This window comes from Paraburkholderia sp. GAS334, from assembly GCF_050436625.1.
In the GTDB taxonomy this organism is placed as follows: domain Bacteria; phylum Pseudomonadota; class Gammaproteobacteria; order Burkholderiales; family Burkholderiaceae; genus Paraburkholderia.
On the sequence record NZ_JBNDMO010000003.1, the window covers coordinates 358,785 to 378,137 of the forward strand.

General features: G+C 63.7%; 19 protein-coding genes. 4 read left to right on the forward strand and 15 right to left on the reverse strand.

The window, feature by feature from the left end:
• Positions 1-297: 297 nt before the first annotated feature.
• The 4 genes from thiL to P3T21_RS08545 are packed head-to-tail and all read left to right on the forward strand — an operon-like array spanning position 298 to position 2,905.
• Positions 298-1,278 (forward strand): thiamine-phosphate kinase, encoded by a 981-nt coding sequence (gene thiL, locus P3T21_RS08530; RefSeq protein ID WP_429255481.1) that lies wholly within the window; start codon positions 298-300, stop codon positions 1,276-1,278.
• Positions 1,268-1,819, forward strand: a complete 552-nt coding sequence (locus tag P3T21_RS08535) for a phosphatidylglycerophosphatase A family protein (protein WP_429255482.1) — start codon at positions 1,268-1,270, stop codon at positions 1,817-1,819. Before thiL ends, P3T21_RS08535 begins: the two co-directional genes overlap by 11 nt.
• A gap of 25 nt (positions 1,820-1,844) precedes the next feature.
• Positions 1,845-2,345 carry a CinA family protein gene (locus tag P3T21_RS08540; RefSeq protein ID WP_429255483.1) on the forward strand — a complete coding sequence of 167 codons (501 nt, stop codon included), beginning with the start codon at positions 1,845-1,847 and terminating at the stop codon, positions 2,343-2,345.
• Between the two features lie 41 nt (positions 2,346-2,386).
• Positions 2,387-2,905 (forward strand): cupin domain-containing protein, encoded by a 519-nt coding sequence (locus tag P3T21_RS08545; RefSeq protein WP_429255484.1) that lies wholly within the window; start codon positions 2,387-2,389, stop codon positions 2,903-2,905.
• A gap of 9 nt (positions 2,906-2,914) precedes the next feature.
• Here the strand turns inward: P3T21_RS08545 and pyrF are convergent, their stop codons facing one another.
• The 15 genes from pyrF to P3T21_RS08620 form a co-directional block, all read right to left on the reverse strand.
• Entirely contained in the window at positions 2,915-3,730 is an 816-nt protein-coding gene (pyrF, locus tag P3T21_RS08550; protein WP_429255485.1) for an orotidine-5'-phosphate decarboxylase, read from the reverse strand.
• A 213-nt stretch (positions 3,731-3,943) separates the two neighbouring features.
• Positions 3,944-4,996 (reverse strand): aldose 1-epimerase, encoded by a 1,053-nt coding sequence (locus P3T21_RS08555; protein ID WP_429255486.1) that lies wholly within the window; start codon positions 4,994-4,996, stop codon positions 3,944-3,946.
• Positions 4,997-5,165: 169 nt separating this feature from the next.
• A complete protein-coding gene (locus tag P3T21_RS08560; protein WP_429255487.1) occupies positions 5,166-6,074 on the reverse strand; it encodes an SMP-30/gluconolactonase/LRE family protein in 909 nt (302 codons plus the stop codon).
• Entirely contained in the window at positions 6,071-6,871 is an 801-nt protein-coding gene (locus P3T21_RS08565; RefSeq protein WP_429255488.1) for an SDR family NAD(P)-dependent oxidoreductase, read from the reverse strand. The genes P3T21_RS08560 and P3T21_RS08565 overlap by 4 nt, the downstream gene beginning before the upstream one ends.
• 27 nt (positions 6,872-6,898) lie before the next feature.
• Positions 6,899-7,915 (reverse strand): L-arabinose ABC transporter permease AraH, encoded by a 1,017-nt coding sequence (gene araH, locus P3T21_RS08570; protein WP_429255489.1) that lies wholly within the window; start codon positions 7,913-7,915, stop codon positions 6,899-6,901.
• Between the two features lie 79 nt (positions 7,916-7,994).
• Positions 7,995-9,515, reverse strand: a complete 1,521-nt coding sequence (gene araG, locus P3T21_RS08575) for an L-arabinose ABC transporter ATP-binding protein AraG (RefSeq protein WP_429255490.1) — start codon at positions 9,513-9,515, stop codon at positions 7,995-7,997.
• 193 nt (positions 9,516-9,708) lie between these two features.
• Positions 9,709-10,707 (reverse strand): arabinose ABC transporter substrate-binding protein, encoded by a 999-nt coding sequence (locus P3T21_RS08580; RefSeq protein WP_429255491.1) that lies wholly within the window; start codon positions 10,705-10,707, stop codon positions 9,709-9,711.
• A 132-nt stretch (positions 10,708-10,839) separates the two neighbouring features.
• Positions 10,840-11,628, reverse strand: a complete 789-nt coding sequence (locus tag P3T21_RS08585) for an SDR family oxidoreductase (RefSeq protein ID WP_429255492.1) — start codon at positions 11,626-11,628, stop codon at positions 10,840-10,842.
• Positions 11,625-12,305: a 2-dehydro-3-deoxy-6-phosphogalactonate aldolase gene (locus tag P3T21_RS08590; RefSeq protein WP_429255493.1), complete on the reverse strand. Its 681-nt coding sequence runs from the start codon at positions 12,303-12,305 to the stop codon at positions 11,625-11,627. The genes P3T21_RS08585 and P3T21_RS08590 overlap by 4 nt, the downstream gene beginning before the upstream one ends.
• 30 nt (positions 12,306-12,335) lie before the next feature.
• Positions 12,336-13,469: a 2-dehydro-3-deoxygalactonokinase gene (locus P3T21_RS08595; RefSeq protein WP_429255494.1), complete on the reverse strand. Its 1,134-nt coding sequence runs from the start codon at positions 13,467-13,469 to the stop codon at positions 12,336-12,338.
• A complete protein-coding gene (locus P3T21_RS08600) occupies positions 13,466-14,443 on the reverse strand; it encodes an IclR family transcriptional regulator (RefSeq protein WP_429255495.1) in 978 nt (325 codons plus the stop codon). Before P3T21_RS08600 ends, P3T21_RS08595 begins: the two co-directional genes overlap by 4 nt.
• Before the next feature lie 144 nt (positions 14,444-14,587).
• A complete protein-coding gene (locus P3T21_RS08605; protein WP_429255496.1) occupies positions 14,588-14,812 on the reverse strand; it encodes a hypothetical protein in 225 nt (74 codons plus the stop codon).
• A gap of 763 nt (positions 14,813-15,575) precedes the next feature.
• Positions 15,576-16,298, reverse strand: a complete 723-nt coding sequence (mtgA, locus tag P3T21_RS08610) for a monofunctional biosynthetic peptidoglycan transglycosylase (protein WP_429255497.1) — start codon at positions 16,296-16,298, stop codon at positions 15,576-15,578.
• Positions 16,299-16,345: 47 nt separating this feature from the next.
• Positions 16,346-17,224 carry a shikimate dehydrogenase gene (gene aroE, locus P3T21_RS08615; RefSeq protein WP_429255498.1) on the reverse strand — a complete coding sequence of 293 codons (879 nt, stop codon included), beginning with the start codon at positions 17,222-17,224 and terminating at the stop codon, positions 16,346-16,348.
• Positions 17,221-19,353, reverse strand: a complete 2,133-nt coding sequence (locus P3T21_RS08620) for a ribonuclease catalytic domain-containing protein (protein ID WP_429255499.1) — start codon at positions 19,351-19,353, stop codon at positions 17,221-17,223. Before P3T21_RS08620 ends, aroE begins: the two co-directional genes overlap by 4 nt.

Below are 19,353 nucleotides of genomic sequence, written 5' to 3' on the forward strand. Positions count from 1 at the left end.
TGTAGCGCCAATCCCAAAGCCGTTTCCTTCAAAAAGGGTACAACTGCCGCGACTGAAACAGCGCAAACGCCCGCTGTGCGGTGCAGCAAACGATTCGCTATCGGCCGTCTGGCCGGGTTTTACCAGCCGGACGGCCGAGTCGCCGGGCGGAAAACCGGACCGTACAATCCATGCATTCCCGTCGCGCTTCAAAGGCCTTCGGCTCCCATTCTGCCGTCGCGATCGTCGAGCTTCGAAACCGCGCTTCGCGTTCGCAGATGGACTTCAGGGCACGTTCCCGCTTTTCGGATTTACGCCATGCTTTCCGAGTTTTCGCTGATCGACCGTTTTTTTGCGCGCCGCGCGCGCGCCACGCCACGTGCACCGCTCGGCATCGGTGACGACTGCGCGCTGCTCTTGCCGCGCGCCGGCGAGATGCTGGCGATTTCGACGGATATGCTGGTCGAAGGTCGCCACTTTCTTCCTGACGTCGATCCTCACGCGCTAGGTCACAAGGCGCTGGCCGTCAACCTGTCCGATCTCGCCGCGATGGGGGCGAAACCGCAGGCGTTCACGCTGGCGCTCGCGTTGCCCGAAGCGCGCGAAAGCTGGCTCAGCGCGTTCAGCGAAGGCATGTTCGAGCTCGCGGAGCGCTTCGACTGCGAACTGGTCGGCGGCGACACGACGAGCGGACCGCTCAACATCTGCATCACGGTGTTTGGCGAAGTGCCGCACCAGCACGCGCTGCGCCGCGACGCGGCGCAGCCCGGCGACGACATCTGGATCTCCGGAACGCTCGGCGACGCGCGTGCCGGGCTCGGCGTATCGCGTGGCGAATGGTCAGTTGAAAACGATGACGCCGCGGCATTTCGCCGGGCGCTTGAGCGCCCGGAACCGCGCGTCGCGCTCGGCCTCGCGCTGCGCGGCCACGCGCGGGCTGCGCTCGACATATCGGACGGGCTCGCGGGCGATCTGCTGCACATCCTCGAGCGCTCGCGCGTGAACGCGAGCGTCGACATCGACGCTGTGCCGCGCTCAGCCGCGCTTCGCCGGCTAACCGCCGACGCGCAGCGCCGCTGCACGCTTGCCGGCGGCGACGACTACGAACTGTGCTTCACCGCACCGCGGTCCGCGCGCACTGCAATTGAAGCTGCGGGTAAAACCGTTGATGTGCCCGTGACGCGCATCGGTACAATAAGCGCTCTCCGGACCGGCGAACCTGCGATCACGTGGCACGACGCAGCGGGTACGCCGCTCACTTTGACGTTGCAAGGCTTCGATCATTTCCATGCAGACTGAACCGCCGCTCGGCCCCGTCGACGACCTCACGCCCACTCCCGATCCGCGCGCCCCCCGGCCGCGCCGCGCGACTGCACGCTTCATGCTGTCGCATCCCTTGCATCTGATCTCGCTGGGCTTCGGCAGCGGACTGTCGCCGATTGCACCGGGCACGTTCGGCACGCTGTTCGCGTGGGCGTCGTTCGCGGCGTTCAATCACTATCTGACTGTGATCGAGTGGGGCATCCTGATCGCGGTCGGCTTTTTCGCCGGCATCGGCATTACGGGTTTCACCGCAAAACGGCTTGGCATTGAAGATCCGTCGCCCGTTGTGTGGGACGAGATCGTCGCGTTCTGGCTCGTGCTGCTGATGGTCACGCCGGTCACGTTCACCGGGCAGTTGTGGGCGTTCATCGTGTTCCGCTTTTTCGACATGGTGAAGCCGCCGCCCATCCGCTATTTCGATCGCAAACTGAAAGGTGGTTTCGGCATCATGTTCGATGACCTCGTCGCTGCGTTCTTCACGCTGCTCGTGATCGCGCTGTGGCGCATGTCGGTCTGACCGACGCACGTTACCGGACACACGTATGGCTACCGATTCCGTCGTCCATCAACTTGCGATCCGCGTGGGCAACCGTTTGCGCGACGAACGGCTGATGCTCGCGACGGCCGAATCCTGCACAGGCGGCATGGTCGCGACAGCCATGACGGACATCTCCGGCAGCAGCGGCTGGTTCGAACGGGGCTTTGTCACATATTCCAACCAGGCGAAGAGCGAAATGATCGGCGTGCCCGCCGACCTGATCGACAAGCACGGCGCGGTGAGTGAACCCGTCGCACGCGCGATGGCGGAAGGCGCGTTGCGCAATAGTCGCGCGCAGGTGTCGCTGGCAATCACCGGGGTCGCGGGGCCTGGCGGCGGCACGGAAACGAAACCAGTCGGGATGGTCTCGTTCAGCTGGACGAACCGCCTGCATACGAAGGTCGAGACGGTCGTGTTCAAGGGTGACCGCGACAGGATCCGCGTGCAGGCGGCTGCGCACGCATTGCGTGGTGTGCTCCTGCTGCTCGATGAGCAGGAACGTTAGCCTTTCTTTTCTCCACAAACGATACGACCCACACGATCCAGATGACGCCTCCCGCTACCGATAAAGACGAACTGATCCGCCGTTTCGGGCTTCAGCCTCATCCTGAAGGCGGGTTTTTCCGCGAGACGTATCGCTCGAAAGCGGGGGTCGCGAGGCAGGGTTCGGACGAGACGCGATCAGCGTCGACCGCAATCTACTATCTGCTCGCTGATGGTGCCCATTCGGCATGGCACCGGATCAAGTCCGACGAAGTCTGGCATTTTTATGCCGGTGAGCCGATGTACGTTCACGTGCTCGACGAAGCCGGGCACCTGACGTCGCACCGGCTCGGCAATGCGCTCACGCATCCGGATGCCGTATTTCAGATGGTTGTGCCGGCTGGGCAGTGGTTTGCGGCGGAATGCGCCGATCCGGCGGGTTACGCGCTGGTCGGTTGCACGGTGGCGCCGGGGTTCGAATTCAGCGAATTCGAACTGGCCAGCGTGGACGTGCTGCTGGAGGCATATCCGGCGCATCGGGACGTCATCGCACGGCTCGGACCCGACGCTCGCGTTGGATAGCTAACCCTCTCACCGATACTGATTAATCCGGTCCCGCGTCTCCCGCGCCGCCTTAGCCGCAGCTTCAGCGAAATCGTCACCCTTGCCCGCATAGATGATCGCGCGTGACGAGTTGATCAGCATCCCGGTGTTCGCGGCCGTGCGACCCGCGCGCACCGTCGCCTCGACGTCGCCGCCCTGGGCGCCGATGCCGGGAATCAGCAGCGGCATGTCGCCGACGATCCCGCGCACCACTTCGATTTCCTTCGGGAACGTCGCGCCGACCACAAGGCCGAGCTGGCCGCTCGCGTTCCATTTCTCCGCCGCCAGGCTCGCAACGACCTGGTACAGCGGACGCCCGCCCGTCTCCAGAAACTGCAGATCCGAGCCACCCGCATTCGACGTGCGGCACAGCACGATCACGCCCTTGCCTTTGTGTTCGAGATACGGCTCGATCGAATCGAAGCCCATGTACGGATTCACCGTTACAGCATCCGCGCGATAGCGTTCGAAGGCTTCGCGCGCGTATTGCCCGGCGGTGCTGCCGATATCGCCGCGTTTCGCGTCGAGAATCACCGGCAGCGCTGGATGATGCTCGTGAATGTGTGCGATCAGTTGTTCCAGCTGGTCTTCGGCGCGATGGGCGGCGAAGTACGCGATCTGCGGCTTGAACGATGACGCGTACGGCGCGGTCGCGTCGACGATGGCGCGGCAGAATTCGAAAATGGCATCGGGCCGGTTCGCGAGCGCGCCGGGAAACTTCGTGGGCTCGGGGTCGAGGCCGACGCACAGCAGCGAGTTCGTGCGCTGCCACGCGTCGTTGAGTGTCTGGATGAATGAGGACATGGTGAAAACTCGCGACGAGCCATTGACGGATGAGGCGCGTATTTTAACCGGCAGCGCATGTTCCGGGCCGGACGGTCGCACAAGTGGCGTCGCGCGTTCCCGCCGGCGCACCGTCATCGCCCGGCGATCACCACGACATCCCTACGTAACGCCACGTAACGCGGCGTAAATCGCCAGCCGGTCGTCGCCCCGACACCGCCAGCAAACCCGGAATTACTGCTTTCCATGCCCCCGCGCACCGGCCGTCGACCGCATGCCTGTCCGCTCGACCGTGAATGTAAACTGTCGCGTCAGACGCTCGCCGCGCGCAAGCACCGTCATGCCATTCGCCGCGGCGCCGCCCGGCAGGTTCATCGCGTTGATCGGATGATCGACCGGCTCGAAGCAGAAGAAATCTTTCGACGGCGGCGTGTACAGCACGTAGTAGTCAGTATCGGCGGCTATGGTGAGCGACAGACGCCGCTTCGGCCACACAACCGCCGTGCGTCCACTCCAGCCGGTGAACGCATGGTTCACGATCGTCTCGGGCAGCGGATACGCGACGCCGAACTGCCACGCCGGCGGTGCCGGCACGTGCCGCATCGGCAGCCAGTCGTCGTCGGCGAGCCACAGGCCGCCAGCCGCTGCCGACAGCTCCGTGCCTGTATCGCGCGGCAGAAACGGATGAATCCCGAGGCCGAACGGCAGCGCTTCACGCCCCGAGTTCTCAATCTCAAGCGTCACGATCAGCGTCGGGCCGTCGAGCGTGTACATCTGCATCGCGCGATAGGCGTATGGCTTGCCACGACTGCGATCGAGCGTCAGACGCACGCTCTGATGATCGGTGTCCGCGACCTGCCACGGCGCGAGCCAGCCATCGCCGTGAATCGGCAGCGATTCGCCGTCGCGATTGAGCGGCACATCGATCGAGCGCCCGGAAAAACTGAATTGTCCGCCGCCGATCCGGTTTGAATACGGCAGCAGCGGATAGCACGCGAGTTCGTTCGGATCGGTATCGCAGGCGACGTGACGGCAGCGACGGAAAATCGGCACGAGGCCGCCGTCGCTGCGATAGTCGAAACGCGTAACGCCGCCGCCGAGCAGCGGCGCGACGTCGAGCCGGAGTTGTGCGTTGGAAAGGGTGACGGACGCGATATCGCCCGCGACCGTCGTGCCAGTTGCGACGGCCGAAGTACTCGGTCCGGGCAGCACGGGGTTGGCAGCCGTGGCGAGTCTCGCGCGGCGCGACTGCGATGAAGACGAGCCAACGGAATTCGTGACAGTCATGTCAGTCTCCTGGAGAGGCGTCAAACATTGCCGTCGTCATCGACGGGAAGTTCTGCTGCGGGCGACTCGGCAAGCCGGTCGCCTCTATGGCGTCGTACTGCATGCTGCCTGATCAATCAATGTGTACTGCCCTTCGTTATTACCTGAAACGATCGACACAAAGCCCTCATCATCGCCGCGCCGGCACACCCTGAAAAAGCGGTTCCGGCAGGCCGCGCGCATCAGGCGTCGCGATAAAAACGCCACCTGCGCGCGTGTCTTTGACAAGCGCCGCTGCGTCGAGATCCACGCGCGCGCTCGTGATGTACAGCGTGCCCAGTTGCGCCCCGCCCAGCGCGACGCAACTCGGTTGCGCGGTCGGCACCGTCACGCGCGCCGTTTCGACACCGTCAGCGCCATATCGCACGACGCGCGAGCCACCCCACTGCGCGTTCCACAGGCCGCCGTCGCGATCGACGGTCGAGCCGTCGGGTTCGCCGGTCGCATCTGTGAGCGTCGTGAAAACGCGGTCACCGGAAATGCGGCCGTCGCTGCCGTATGCACAGGTGCGGATCGTGCGGGTCGGCGAATCGCAGTAATACATCGTCGCGCCGTCCGGGCTGAACGCAATACTGTTCGCAATTGCCGGCGATGGCAATGGCAAACGTTCAAGCGTCAGATCATGATTCAGGCGATAGAAGCCGCCGACCGTCTTCACCGGCGACGCCTCGTCTTTCGTTCCGAATACAAAACGCCCCTGACGGTCGCATCGGCCGTCGTTGACGCGCGTATTCAAACCCGGCTCGACGTCGACGATCCGCTGAGTCTCACCGGTAGCGAGATCGAAGAATGCGAGGTGCGACGCAAGACCAAGGAGCAGGTAATGCGGATCGGCGCACAGCGCGAACGTGGCGAGCCGCTCGGGCATCGGCCAGAACGTGCTGCGGCCGTCGCGCGGGTCGTAGCGCCACAGACGCGCGCCTTCGATGTCCGTCCAGTAAAGGCGTCCGCTGCGTGCGCACCACGTCGCGCCTTCGCCGAGCTTGCATTTTGCGTCGACGAGAAGCGCAGCCTGCTGTTCGCGCACCGCCACGCTCATGCCCAGCCTCCGTCGACGACCACGTCCTGCGCGGTCATCATGCGGCTGTCATCGGCGGCGAGGAAGAGCGCCATGCGTGCCAGATCTTCAGGCAGCAGTTCGCTGTCGATGCACTGGCCTTGCTTGATCGCTTCGCGGCCAGCATCGTCGAGCCACAGGCGCTTCTGCTTTTCAGTCATCACCCAGCCCGGCACCAGCGTATTGACGCGAATATTGAACGGCCCGAGGTCGCGCGCGAGACCGCGCGTGAGCCCCTGCACCGCCGCTTTCGACGTTACGTACACGGGATAACCACCGTTTTTCAGCATCCAGCTGATCGAGCCGAGATTGATGATCGAGCCGCCGCCCGCCGCCTTCATGTCGTCGACCACGGCCTGCGCCGCGAAAAACTGGTGACGGATGTTGACCGCGATGCCCGCGTCGAAAAACCCGGGCGTGACTTCCGCGATCTGGTGACGCTTGTCGTTCGCCGCGTTGTTGACGAGCACGGTGATCGGGCCGAGCTCCGCGCGCACGTCGGCAATGGCCTTGCGCAGCGCATCGATATCCGTCAGATCGCATGGCAAAAACAGCGGCTTGTGACGCGAGTCGCCGAGTTCGTCGGCGTGTGCTTCACCGGCGCTCGCATCGATATCGAAGAACGCGACGCGCGCACCCTGCGCCGCGAAGTGTTCGACGAACGATGCGCCGATCCCGGTTGCGCCGCCGGTGATCAACACCGTGCGGTCGGTAAGACTCGGATAGCGCGCGTACCTGCTATCCGCCTGACGTTCATTCGCATTGGCCGGAGACGACATCGTTCGATTCCTTCTCAAAAGCAAACATTAATCACGCGAACCGCGGTTCTTGAGCTGGTCCAGCAGCACGGCGGCGAGCAGGATCGCGCCACGCACGAGGTACTGGTAGAACGCGTCGATGTTGAGCAGGTTCATCACGTTTTCGACCGTGCCCATGATGAGCACGCCGATCACGACACCCGAGATCGTCGCGCGGCCGCCCAGCAGCGACACGCCGCCCAGCACGCACGCCGAAATCACGTTCAGCTCGAAGCCTTCAGCCGCATTCGGCTGACCGGACGTAATACGCGACGCGAGAATCACACCTGCCAGCGCCGTCACTGCGCCCTGGATCAGGAAGATGTAGACGCGCGTGCGTTCCACATTGATACCGGCGAGACGCGACGCTTCCGGATTGCCACCGATAGCCAGCGTGTTACGGCCGTAGACGGTCTGGTTCAGCATCACGCCGAACACGATAAAGCACAGGAGCGTCACCCAGATCGGCAGCGATACGCCGAAGAACGACAGGCCGCCCAGCGCGATAAACGAATCCGACGAGACACCCACCGCCTGACCGTGCGACACGATGAAGCCGAGGCCACGGACGATTTCCATCGTCGCGAGCGTCGTGATCAGCGCATTGATGCGCAGGTACGCGATGACCGCGCCGTTTACGAAGCCGATCACGCCGCCAGCCGCGACCGCTGCGATGATCGCGATGAACGTGTTGCCGGTTGCGTTCAGCACCATCGCGCAGAGCACGCCGGCGAACGCGACGATCGAGCCGACCGAAAGGTCGAAGTCACGCGACGCGAGACAGAACATCATCGTGCACGCGACCATGCCAATCTGCGAAATCGACAGCGCGAGGCCGAGCATGTTGTCGATCGAGAAGAAGTGGTCGACGGTCAGCGACATCGTCAGGAACATCACCACGAAAATCACGATCAGGCTGTATTCGGTGACGTGTTGCCACCACTTCTGCTTGTCGCTGGCTTGCGGAATCAACGCATCGGCGGCGCTCTTCGCGGCCTGTTGCGCGAGGTTTTCTCTGGCTTGCATTTGATAACTCCTCCCGTTCCCCACGGGTTGTCGGACAGGTAATGAAGCGATCGTGACAGGCGATCGTGTCCGGTGAAATTCAGGCCGCCTGCGCGGCGGGTTCTGTCGAGCTTTGCGGCAGTGCAAGGCTCAGGACGGTCTGTTCGGTTGCTTCGCCGCGCTTCAGCTCGCCGGAGATCCGGCCCTGTCGCATCACGACGATGCGGTCGGACACGCCCAGCACTTCCGGCAGTTCCGACGAAATCATCACGATCGCGCAGCCGCGCTCGGCAAGCTGATAGATCACGTTATAGATCTCGTGCTTCGCGCCGACGTCGATCCCGCGCGTCGGTTCGTCGAGAATCACCACTTTCAGGTCCGGTTCGGCCAGCCAGCGCGACAGGATCGTCTTCTGCTGGTTGCCGCCCGACAGGAAACGGATCTTCTGCCGACGGCTCGGCGTCTTGATCTTCAGCAGCTTGATGAAGCGGTCAGCCGTCTCGGCTTCTTTCCTGCGATCGAGGAACAACCCCGCGCGCAGATAGTGCCGGCGGCAGCTGATGTTGATGTTCTCCGATACGGTCGCCATCGCGACGATGCCTTCTTCCTTGCGGTCTTCCGGGCACAGCACGATGCCATGCCTGATCGCTTCACCCGCGCTGCGAATCCTGATCGTCTTGCCGTCGAGCATGATCTCACCGGCCTTCTTGTGATCCGCGCCGTAGACGAGGTGCATCAGTTCGCTGCGGCCCGCACCCACAAGACCGAAGAAACCGACGATCTCGCCGCGGCGCACCTCGAAGTTCGCCGGCTCTTTGAGCGCGTGACTTTCGATTGCCTTCGCCGCAAAGCGCACTTCGCCGAGCGGGCGCGGCTTGTAATTCCAGATGTCCGAGATTTCGCGACCGACCATCTCGCTCACGAGCGTGTCGCGGCTGACGCCTTCGAGCGTCGGATGTGAGGCGACCTTGCGGCCGTCACGGAAAATCGTGCAGGCGTCGCACAGCTGATAGATCTCGTCCATGCGGTGCGAGATGTAGATCAGCGCGCGGTTGTCGGCGCGCAGATCGCGCACGAGTTTGAACAGCACTTCGGTTTCGCGGTGCGACAGCGAACTCGTCGGTTCGTCCAGCGCAATGACGCGCGCATTGCGCATCAGCGCCTTGCAGATTTCGACCATCTGCCGTTGCGCGATCGACAGCTTGCCCAGCTTCGCGTTCGGGTCGAGATCGACGCCCATCGCGGCGAGCCGCTCGCGCACGAAGCGTTTCGCTTCGCGCTTGTTCACCCAGCCGAGCGAATTCGGCAACTGGCCAAGCAGCAGATTTTCTGCGACGGTCAGATCGGGCACATATTGCAGTTCCTGGTGAATCACCGCGATGCCCGCGCCGATCGATGCGGCCGCGCTCGAAAAGTGCACGTCGTTGCCGTCGATCAGGATGTGGCCGGAATCCGGTTGATACTCACCACCGAGAATCTTGAGCAGGGTCGATTTCCCCGCGCCGTTCTCGCCCATCAGGCCGTGCACCTGGCCGACGTTCACCTCGAAGGACACCCCATCGAGCGCGCGCACGCCTGGAAACACCTTGCCGATATTGTCAAAACGCAGCGTCGCTGACACTTCGCTTCCCCTCACATTGCGGACGTCTCGCGCGCACACGCAATCAGACGTCACGTTCACGCGAAAAGCCCTGTCATCCCTGTTTTGTGGGCACCCGTCGACACGTCGTGTTCGCCGGGCGCCATCTGATGCCCGGCCAGGCAACTGGATGCGTCATGCATCCGGCGCCCGGCCGCTTACCGCCTGCTATTGCTTACTTCGATGCGAGACCCATCTTTTCACGCACTTCACCGACGTTGTCACGCGTGGCGAGCATGCCGCTCGTCAGCGTCAACAGCGGCGGTTCCTTGCCTTGCGTGATCCACGTGTACATCAGCGTCGACGTTTCTTCGCCGTGGCGCTTCGGGCTGATGATCACGGTGCCGAAGAAGCCCGTCGGGTTCGGCTTCTTGAACTCGTTCAATGCCGATTCCGAGCCGCCGATACCGATACCGATCATGCTGTCCGCCTTGAAGCCGCGGCCTTCTGCTGCGCGCACTGCGCCGAGCACGCCTTCGTCGTTCAGCGCGTAGGCAATCCAGTGCTTGAACTGCGGGTTCTTCGTGAGTGCGATGTTTGCTGCGTTGAAGGCGTTTTCCGTGTCGGTCTTCGCCTGCGGCGCTGCGATCACGTTTGCCTTCGGGAAGCCTGCAGCAACCAGTGCATCGGTTGCGCCCGTCGTGCGGTCGTGTGCGGTCGGCAGCTGTTCGTAGGTCACGTCGATGGCGCCGACTTCAGCCATGTTCCAGCCGCGCTTCTTGATTTCCGCAGCCAGACCGTCGCCGACCTGCTTGCCGATGTTGTACGCCGAGATGCCCATGTGCGGCACGGCGTCGATCGGCTTGCCTGCGCCGTCGACGAGGCGGTCATCGACCGTCATCATCTTCAGGCCGTCAGCCTTCGCCTTCGCGACGATGCCCGGTCCGAGCTTCACGTCCGGCGTGCAGATGATGAAGCCTTGCGCCTTTTGTGCCGAGAGGTTGTCGATCGCGCTCATCACCTTTTCGCCCGACGGTGCACCGATCTTCACCAGCGTGAAACCTTTCTCCTTAGCGGCGATTTCCGCGAACTTCCACTCGTCCTGGAACCACGGTTCTTCCGGCTGCTTCACCAGAAAACCGATCTTCACCGGATCGGCTGCCTGAGCGGCCGTCGCGCTGAAGAGCACACCCGCCGCTGCAGCTGCCAGCGTGAGGAAAATTCTACGTTTCATAATGCGTGTCTCCTGACTGATTGGTAACGAGAAGGTGGTTGGCCGCGTCTTCTTTTGCCGGTTGTCGCGACACACGCGGCCAGTGCGTCGCCCGACTGAAAACCGTGTTCCTGCCCTGCCTTTTTGCCAGTGCTAGTCGTGATACAGCGCCGAGCGCCCGCCATCGACCGTGATACAGCTCGCATTGATGAACGGCGCTTCATCCGATGCGAGAAAGACTGCTGTCATCGCCACTTCTTCCGGGCGGCCGATACGCTTCATCGGCTGCAGATCCAGGGTTGCCTTTTGCGCTGCAGCCGGGTCCGGCTGACCGTCCCACCAGTCGCGCGTCAACTGCGTCTCGACGTAACCCGGCGCAATCGCGTTCACCCGCACGTTGCGCGGCGCGTATTCGATGCCGAGCGCGCGCGTCAGACCCAGCACGCCGTGTTTCGCAACGGGGTACGGAAAGCAACCCGGAATGATCTTGAATGCATGTGTCGACGCAATGTTCACGATGCTGCCGGCGCCACGTTCGACCATGCCCGGCAACACGGCGCGACAACCGTTCCACACGCCGTCGAGATCGACCGCGAAACAACGGCGCCAGTCATCATCGGTCATCGTTAGCGGGTCGCAGAATACGTTGATACCCGCATTGTTGATGAGCACGTTGAGCGGTCCGAATGCCTTTTCCGCTTCGCTCACGGCGTGTTGCACCGACGCCGGTTGCGTCACATCGGTTTGCACCGCCAGCACTTTCGCGCCGGGCTGCAGGCCGTATTGCGCTTCGATTTCGCGGGCAGTGTGCTGCGCCGTTTCGATATCCAGCTCAGCCAGCACGACGGCCGCGCCTTCGCGCACGAAGGCATGTGCGATCGCCGCACCGATGCCACGACCGGCGCCGGTGATCAATGCGACCTTGTCGGCCAGACGGTTCATTTCTGTGCACCTGCCTTCGCGATGCGCAGGCCGTTGACGTACGCCTTCGCGTGCGATGCCGTGACCGCCGCGCTCTGACCTGGCTTGTACAGCGCGGAACCCAGACCGAAGCCGTTCGCGCCCGCCGTGAGGAACGGACCCATGTTGTCCGGCGTGATACCGCCGACCGGCACGAGCGGCACTTCAGCCGCGATCACCGCGCGCCACGCCTTTACGACGTGCGCACCGAGCTGTTCGGCCGGGAACATCTTGAGTACGTCGGCGCCATTCTTCAGCGCAAGGAACGCTTCGTTCGGCGTCGCGACGCCCGGCGAGCAGGCCAGGCCCAGCGCCTTGGCGGCGATGACAACTTCGGAATCGCTATGCGGCATCACGATCAGTTCGCCGCCGGCCGCTTTCACGTCGTTGACGAAGCTCGGATGCAGCACGGTGCCCGCGCCGACGATGGCGTCGGCCGGCAGTGCCTGACGGATCGCAGCGATACTGTCGAACGGCTGTGGCGAATTCAGCGGCACTTCGACAATGCGGAAACCCGCTTCGTACAGTGCGCGGCCGTGGTCGGCGGCATCGACGGGCGTGATGCCGCGCATGATCGCGATCAACGGACACGCCTCGAATGCGGCGATCAGCCTCGCATGCGGCATGTACGGTGCGGGCAGGTTGATGTGAGGTTGCATGTCGATTCCTTGTGCGTTCGTGGGCGGTCGTCAGCCGGCAGAGCGGGTGGTCGTGCCGGTGCTGGCCTTCGTTCCGGCGGCAGCGACGAGGCCTGCCTGCGTCGCGATGCGCCACAGACCATGTTCCGTTGCGTGCTGCACGAGTGTGGCCTGGGTGCAGCCGAATTGCGCGAGTGCGAGCCGGTAGCGTTCGCACAGCGCCTCGTTGCCGATGAGCAGTAGCGACTTGCCGGCGAGCGAATTCTGCTGCTGCATGAGTACCGCTTCGAGACCGGCGAGTTCGTGGCCGATCAGGAGACCCGACAGATAGTCGGGCTGTTCGATCGATGCGAGTTGTCCGGTCAGGCCGAGCGTGCGCGTGCTGAAGATCGTCGCGAGTACGCCGGCGGTGCCGCTGTTGCGCGCGACGCTGACGCCGCGCAGAAATGCCTCGGTGTCGGGCGATTCCGGCGCGGTCATCGTGCGGCCGAGGATCGTGTGGTCGCGCAGCGCGGCGAATACTTCACCCGTCATGAAGGTGTGAAAGCGTTCGATACGACCGCCGCGCACGACGGCCCATTTCGCGTGCGTGCCGGGCAGGCCGATCAGTTCGCCTGCGTCGATCGCGCCGTTCGCTTTGCCTGCTTCGCCAGAAGCAGCAGTCTTTCCGGCGAGCGCGCCGAAAATCTGCGTTTCTTCGCCGCGCATGACGTTCGGCAACTCGCCGCGTTGCAGGACACCCGGCACGATATGGATCGTGAGACCGCGGGCGGTCTTGACGCGCACGATGCCGGCGACGAGCGAATCCGCGTCGGCGGGCGCATCGACGTACGGCGCTTCGGTCCAGCCCTGCGCGCTGCCGACCATGCCCGCCGCGACGACCGGCAGATCTGGACACTGGTCGAGCCAGGCACCGCAGGCGGCGTCGAACGCGGCATCGAAGCCGCCATCGACGGCCGGACGCGGCAGGTTCATGATGCCGGCCGACGAAGCGCACGTCGCCAGCACATTGCCGGCTGTATCGAGGAGATAGGCGCGCAGCGACGTTGTGCCCCAGTCGAGGGCGATCAGCGCGGCGGCGTTCAGATTCGCGACTTCGGCGACATCGGTGTGATGGCCGGCGCTTGCATCCGATGCGGGCGCATTTGCGGTGCGCGCCGCGGTCGAGGTGCTCGACTGGCTCATCGTTTGATCCTGCGCGTGGTCGGTTGCGGCACACGCCAGCCCAGTTCTTCCGAGATCGCGCGCGCTTCGCGCTGCACGACCGGGATCAGTTCATCCATGCGTTCAAGCGACATATAGGGAATCGTGCTCGCCACCGACAGCGCCGCGACGACCGCGCCCGACGCATCGCGTACGGGCGCCGCGACACAGCGGATGGAGGCTTCGTTTTCTTCGAGGTCGAACGTGTAGCCGCCCGTCGAGTAGTTGGTCATGCGCTGCATGAAGGTCAGCGCATCCGGGCGGTTGTCCGGTTTGAAGCTGACACCGGCGAGCGCGCGGCGCGACGCTTCGAAGAGCGAGCGCCAGGCGTCGGGCGGCAGGTCGAGCATCATCGCCTTGCCGATACCGGTCGACGCGAGCGGCATCCGGTGACCCACGCGCGAACGCATTTCGAGGCCACGGGTACCGGGAATCTTGTCGATGTAGAGGACGTCGTCGCCGTCGCGTACGCCGAGGTGGATGGTGTCGAGCGTCTGTTCGGCGAGCGCTTCCAGATGCGGACGCGCGACGGCCGTGAGCGGCATCTGTTCGAGGGCGATGGTGCCGAGTTCGATCAGCTTCGGACCGAGCAGGTAGCCGCCCTGAACCTGACGCAGATAACGCGCCTGGACGAGGCTGCTGACGAGGCGGTGGGTGGTGCTGCGGGTCGTGCCGAGCGCGGCGCCGAAGGTGCGCAGATCGCGCACGCCAGCGGCGGCGGCTTCGAGGATGGCGAGACCGCGCAGGAGCGTTTGCGTGCCGGCCTGTTGCGGCGTGACGTCGAGCAGCGTGCTGGGGACGGCAAAGGAGTCCGTCTGCGCGGCGGCCGATGAGGTCGATGGGGTCGATGCGCTCGCTGCGCCGTTGGAACGGGATGCTGGCTGAGCTGTTTGTGGCGCCTGTGGTTTAGGCGCGTCGGCCTCGCGCGCCTCTTCTCGCCGGTGTATCTCGGACATAGGTTTGCTCGTCTCCGATGTTTGTCTTTTGCGTCTGCTTTTTTGCTGCGATGCAGCAGTGCTGGCGCTTTTGGCCGCTCTCGCGACTCGTTGGTCTGGATTGTAGGGCGGTTTTTCTTGTTATCCAATATGTGAGTGTTGTGGTCATATAATGGGATTTTGCTTCTTGCGGCGCGGTTTTGTTTTTTTTCTTGTTCTGACTTTCGTTGGGCTTTCCTTGTAGCCATATCGGTCTATTGGCGTTGCCCCTGTGCTGGGCTGCACCTGCTTTTCTTTGTTCCCCAAGCGGATTTTCTTCGGGGCGTCCTTGCCGACCGGCGCTTCTTCCTGCGCGTCTTGAGCCTTTTGTTGGCCTTTCCTTGTATTCATGTCGGTCTATTGGCGTCGCCCCTGTGCGGGGCGGCACCTACTTTTCTTTGTCCTTGCCAAAGAAAAGTAGGCAAAAGAAAGGCGCCGAAAACTCGTCCGTTCCGGGGTGTGTCGCTGCCGGGGAATGGCACCCCATGAAGTGTCGCCCCCGCGCTTCACACGGCATGGGTCCGCACACGATCTGATCCCCCGCGCAGTACCGCTCGTGACACAGGGCTCATCCACCCCACTCCGCACTGCGTGCGTCGCGGACGGATTCGCCAGACGGCGGCATGGTTGCGTTAGCTCACTGCGCCGCACGCGCGCAGCACGGCGCAGCAATGACGGCGCAAGCCGTCGGCGGCGGAATCGGTCAGGAAGGCACGTACGCAAGCGCCCACGCGGAAGCTATGCCGTCGGCGATGTGATGTGACGTGACGTGACGTGACGTGACGTGAAGGTTATGCCGCTCGGCGACGCAACGCGGAGCCGGGTGGATGAGCCCTTTGTCACGAAGTGTGCTGCGCGGGGGATCCGATCGTGCGCGGGCCGATGCCGGGTGAAATGCGGGGGCGACACCTCATGGGGTGCCATTCCCCGTGTGTCACACAGCCCGGAAGCGCAGGCTTTTCGGCGCCTTTCTTTTGCCTACTTTTCTTTGGCAAGGACAAAGAAAAGTAGGTGCCGCCCCGCACAGGGGCGACGCCAATAGACCGACATGAAAACAAGGAAAGGCCAACAAACCCAGAGCAACGAAAAACCAGGCTAGACCAACAAAAAAAACTCACTGCGGCAGTTCAGCCGCTCCCATACGCCTGGCAATCACCCCGGCCCGCTGGGCCAGATACCCCGACCCGCGATGTTCGTCGAAATATTTAGGCCGCGGCAGCATCACCGCCAGCCGCGCCGACTGCCCACCCGACAACTTCATGGCCGAAGTCCTGTAGTAATAGCGAGCAGCGGCTTCAGCGCCATAAACCCCATTCCCCCACTCAACGGAGTTGAGATAAATCTCAAAGATCCGTTCCTTGTCCATCAACGTCTCAAGCATCCACGTGATGATCAGTTCCTGCCCCTTGCGGATATAACTCTTCTCCCGCGACAGGAACAGATTGCGCGCCAGCTGCTGCGTAATCGTCGAGCCGCCCGCGACGATCTTCCCGCGCGCCTTGTTCTTCTCCCACGCCTGAAGAATCGCGTCCGTCTCGTAACCGTTGTTATTGACGAAGTTCGCATCCTCGGAAGCAATGATCGCCCGCTTCAGATTCCGCGAAATCTGCCCGTACGGCACCCACGTATGTTGAATGGACAGGTCCGGACGGTCCTGCGAAAGACGCCACGCATCCGAGCGCATGAACGCCGTTGACTGCGGATTCACCACGTTCCAGATCGCGATCTGCGCAAAGTAATAAACCTGGGTCGCAAGCCACGCACACACGAATACCGCCAGCACGTAGAACACCCATCGGATAATCCCCGGCTGGCTCGCGCGCCTCGCTCCTGTCATCGTCGATGTCCCCCGTCCGATTGATACCGAAACGCACTCCGCCGGAATCAGGCCGCCGGCGTTTTCATCATCGCGCGCAACGCGGCCAGCACCGGCGCGCCGTCCGGTCGCACGCCGCGCCAGATGTAGAACGACTCGGCCGCCTGCTCGACGAGCATGCCGAGCCCGTCCGCCGCCCGCGCGCCGAGTGCCTGCGCGTGGCGCATGAACACCGTCGGCTGCGCGCCGTACATCATGTCGTAAGCGAGCGTGTCCGCGCCGAATGCGGCGGCGTCGCACTCGGGAAGCGCTGCGTCGAGGCTGCTTGCCGTCGCGTTGACGATCACGTCGTACGTATGAGGTTCGATTGCCCCCGCGCCGCCACCCGTCAGACGACAGCCGGCTTCACGCGCCGCCGCGGCGAACTGCGCAACGAGTTCGTCAGCCTTCGCCGACGTACGGTTCACGATCGTCAGCGTCTGCGGCAAACGATCGAGCATCGGCAGCACGACGCCGCGCGCCGCGCCGCCCGCGCCCAGCAGCAGGATGCGCGCGCCCTTCAGCACGACGCCCAGATTCACCTCGATGTCGCGCACGAGCCCGATGCCATCGGTGTTGTCGCCGTGAATGCCGTCTTCGCGAAAGCTCAGCGTGTTCACCGCGCCCGCCGCAGCCGCGCGCGGCGACAATGTGTCCGCAAGCGCGTGCGCCTCGAGCTTGAACGGCACCGTCACGTTCATGCCGCGACCACCGGCTTCGATGAACGCACGCACGTGCGGCACGAACGCATCGACCGGTGCGAGCAGGCGCGTGTAGTCGACAGGCTCGCCCGTCTGCTCGGCGAATCGCGCGTGAATGAACGGCGACTTGCTGTGCGCGACCGGATTGCCGATCACCGCGTAGCGATCGCGCGGTGTGCCCTCGCCCGATTTGACGTCGGTATTCATCGTCCGGGTTCCGTCACGTGCTGTTCCGACGATGCCGCATCGCCCGCGACCTGGCCGTCACCTTCGAGGCTGTCCTCGCCATCCGCGTCAGTCGAACCATCGGCCTCGGCCTGCGCTTCGGCTTCGCTTTCGGCGGAATCGTCGGCGGCGTCGATCAGTTCTTCTTCGCCTTCGTCGGCTTCGTCAACCTCTTCCGCTTCGGCGGCGCCGGTGCCGCTCGTGACCTGCGGCGCATCCAGCACGTGCAGCAGACGCACCGACGCTTCCACCGTCAGTTCATCCAGCGACATCACTTCCATCAGCAGTTTCGTACCGCGTGCATGCACGCCGAGTCCCGGCACATGCAGCAGCAGCGGGATCTCGTCGAGGCGCACCAGATCGCCCTTCACCACCGAAGCCACCACCTGCTTCTTCTCTTCCTGACGCAGCCAGCGCAGACACCAGAAGTACTCCATCCGGCGCTGGTGATCGGCATACGCCGTATAGGTGTCGTCGAAGCCCTGAACGACGGCGAACAGATCCGCGTCCTTCGGCTTGAATGGCGCTGCGAGCTTCGCCGTCACGCCGTGCTGCACGCATGCGAGCAACTGCCACTGATTGACGAGATCGACATACCGGCGCAGCGGCGACGTGCTCCACGCATATTGCGCGACGCCAAGGCCTTCGTGCGGCGCGGCGGACGTCTGCATACGCGTGCGCTTCGGGCCCGTCGGCGCACCAAAGGCGCGCTGCGAGCGATAGATGCCCGGCACGCCGTGGTCGTGCAAAAAGGCGCCCCACGACGAGTTCGCGAGAATCGCCAGTTCGGCGACGATCGTATCGAGCGGTGAACCGCGACGGCGCGGCGTGATCGTCACGTGCTCGCCTTCAACATAGAAGTTGAAGTCGGTATTGCGCTGCACTTCACGCTTCAGACCATACCCGGCCCGCGCCTGCTGACGCTTTTCGAAGAGCGCCTGCGCGAACGGCCACAACACCGCGATGTCGTCCTTGTGTGGATACTCGCCCGTGCCTGCGGCGAGCGATTCTTCGGTCACCAGTTCATCGAGCGTGTTGTGTCGCAGGTTGTTCTTCACGAACACGCGCTCGGCGCGCGTCTCGCTCGCGACAATATCCAGCGTCTCGCGATTCACGATCACATACAGCGACAACGCCGGACGCAAACCGCCTTCCTTCAGCGTGAACGCGTCGACAACGTCGTCGGGCAGCATCGTGATCTTGTCGCCCGGCATGTAGACCGTCGACAGACGCCCGCGAGCGATCGCATCGACCGCATCGCCGCGCCCGATCCCGAGCGCCGGCGCCGCGATGTGCACACCGATCCGGACGCGGCCATCCGACAGATGCTCGACGGAAAATGCGTCGTCGATTTCGGTGGTGGTGATGTCGTCGATCGAGAAGGCTTCGACTTCGGCTTCCGGCAGATCGTCCGGCAACGCACCGACGGTGACCGGCGGGAAACCGGTGCCATGCGGGAAAAACTCGGAGAGAAAGCGCGCTTCATGCAGCGCGCGCGCCGACGGAATGCCGCCGCAGTCGAGCATCAGACGCGCCATCGAAATGCCGCGCGCCGCCGCAGCTGCTTCGAGCGCCTTATATTCGATCGTGTTCTTGTCAGGCTTCGTCAAGAGACCCAGCGCCTTGCCCGCGAGCGATTCCGGCAGACGCCCCGCCTTCAGTTCGTCCTCGAGACCGGCCTGCACCAGCGCCTGCTGGCGCTTGCGCTCCAGACCGGCGAGCGCCATCTGCAGCTGTTCCTGCGGCGCGCGCTGATACTGCCCGCGACCCTTGCGGCGGAAATACACCGGCGCGCCGTGCATGCGCAACACGAGCGCCGCGCGTTCGACCGCGCCGAACGACTCGCCGTAATACTCCTTCGCGAGCGTCGCGAAGGCGAACTCGTCTTCCGGCGCGCATTCCCACAGGAAATCGAGGTCGATTTCCTGTGCGGCGGCGTCGGCCTGCTGCATCAGTTCGCCGGCGGCGGGCTTTTCGAATTCGATCAGGACATCCTTCGCGCGCACCTTCGCGCGCCGCCCGCCCGGCAATTCGACCTGAAACGCGTCGCCCTGACGCGACAGCACGCTGCCCGCCTTGAAACTGCCCGATTCCTCAAAGAAAACGTTCAC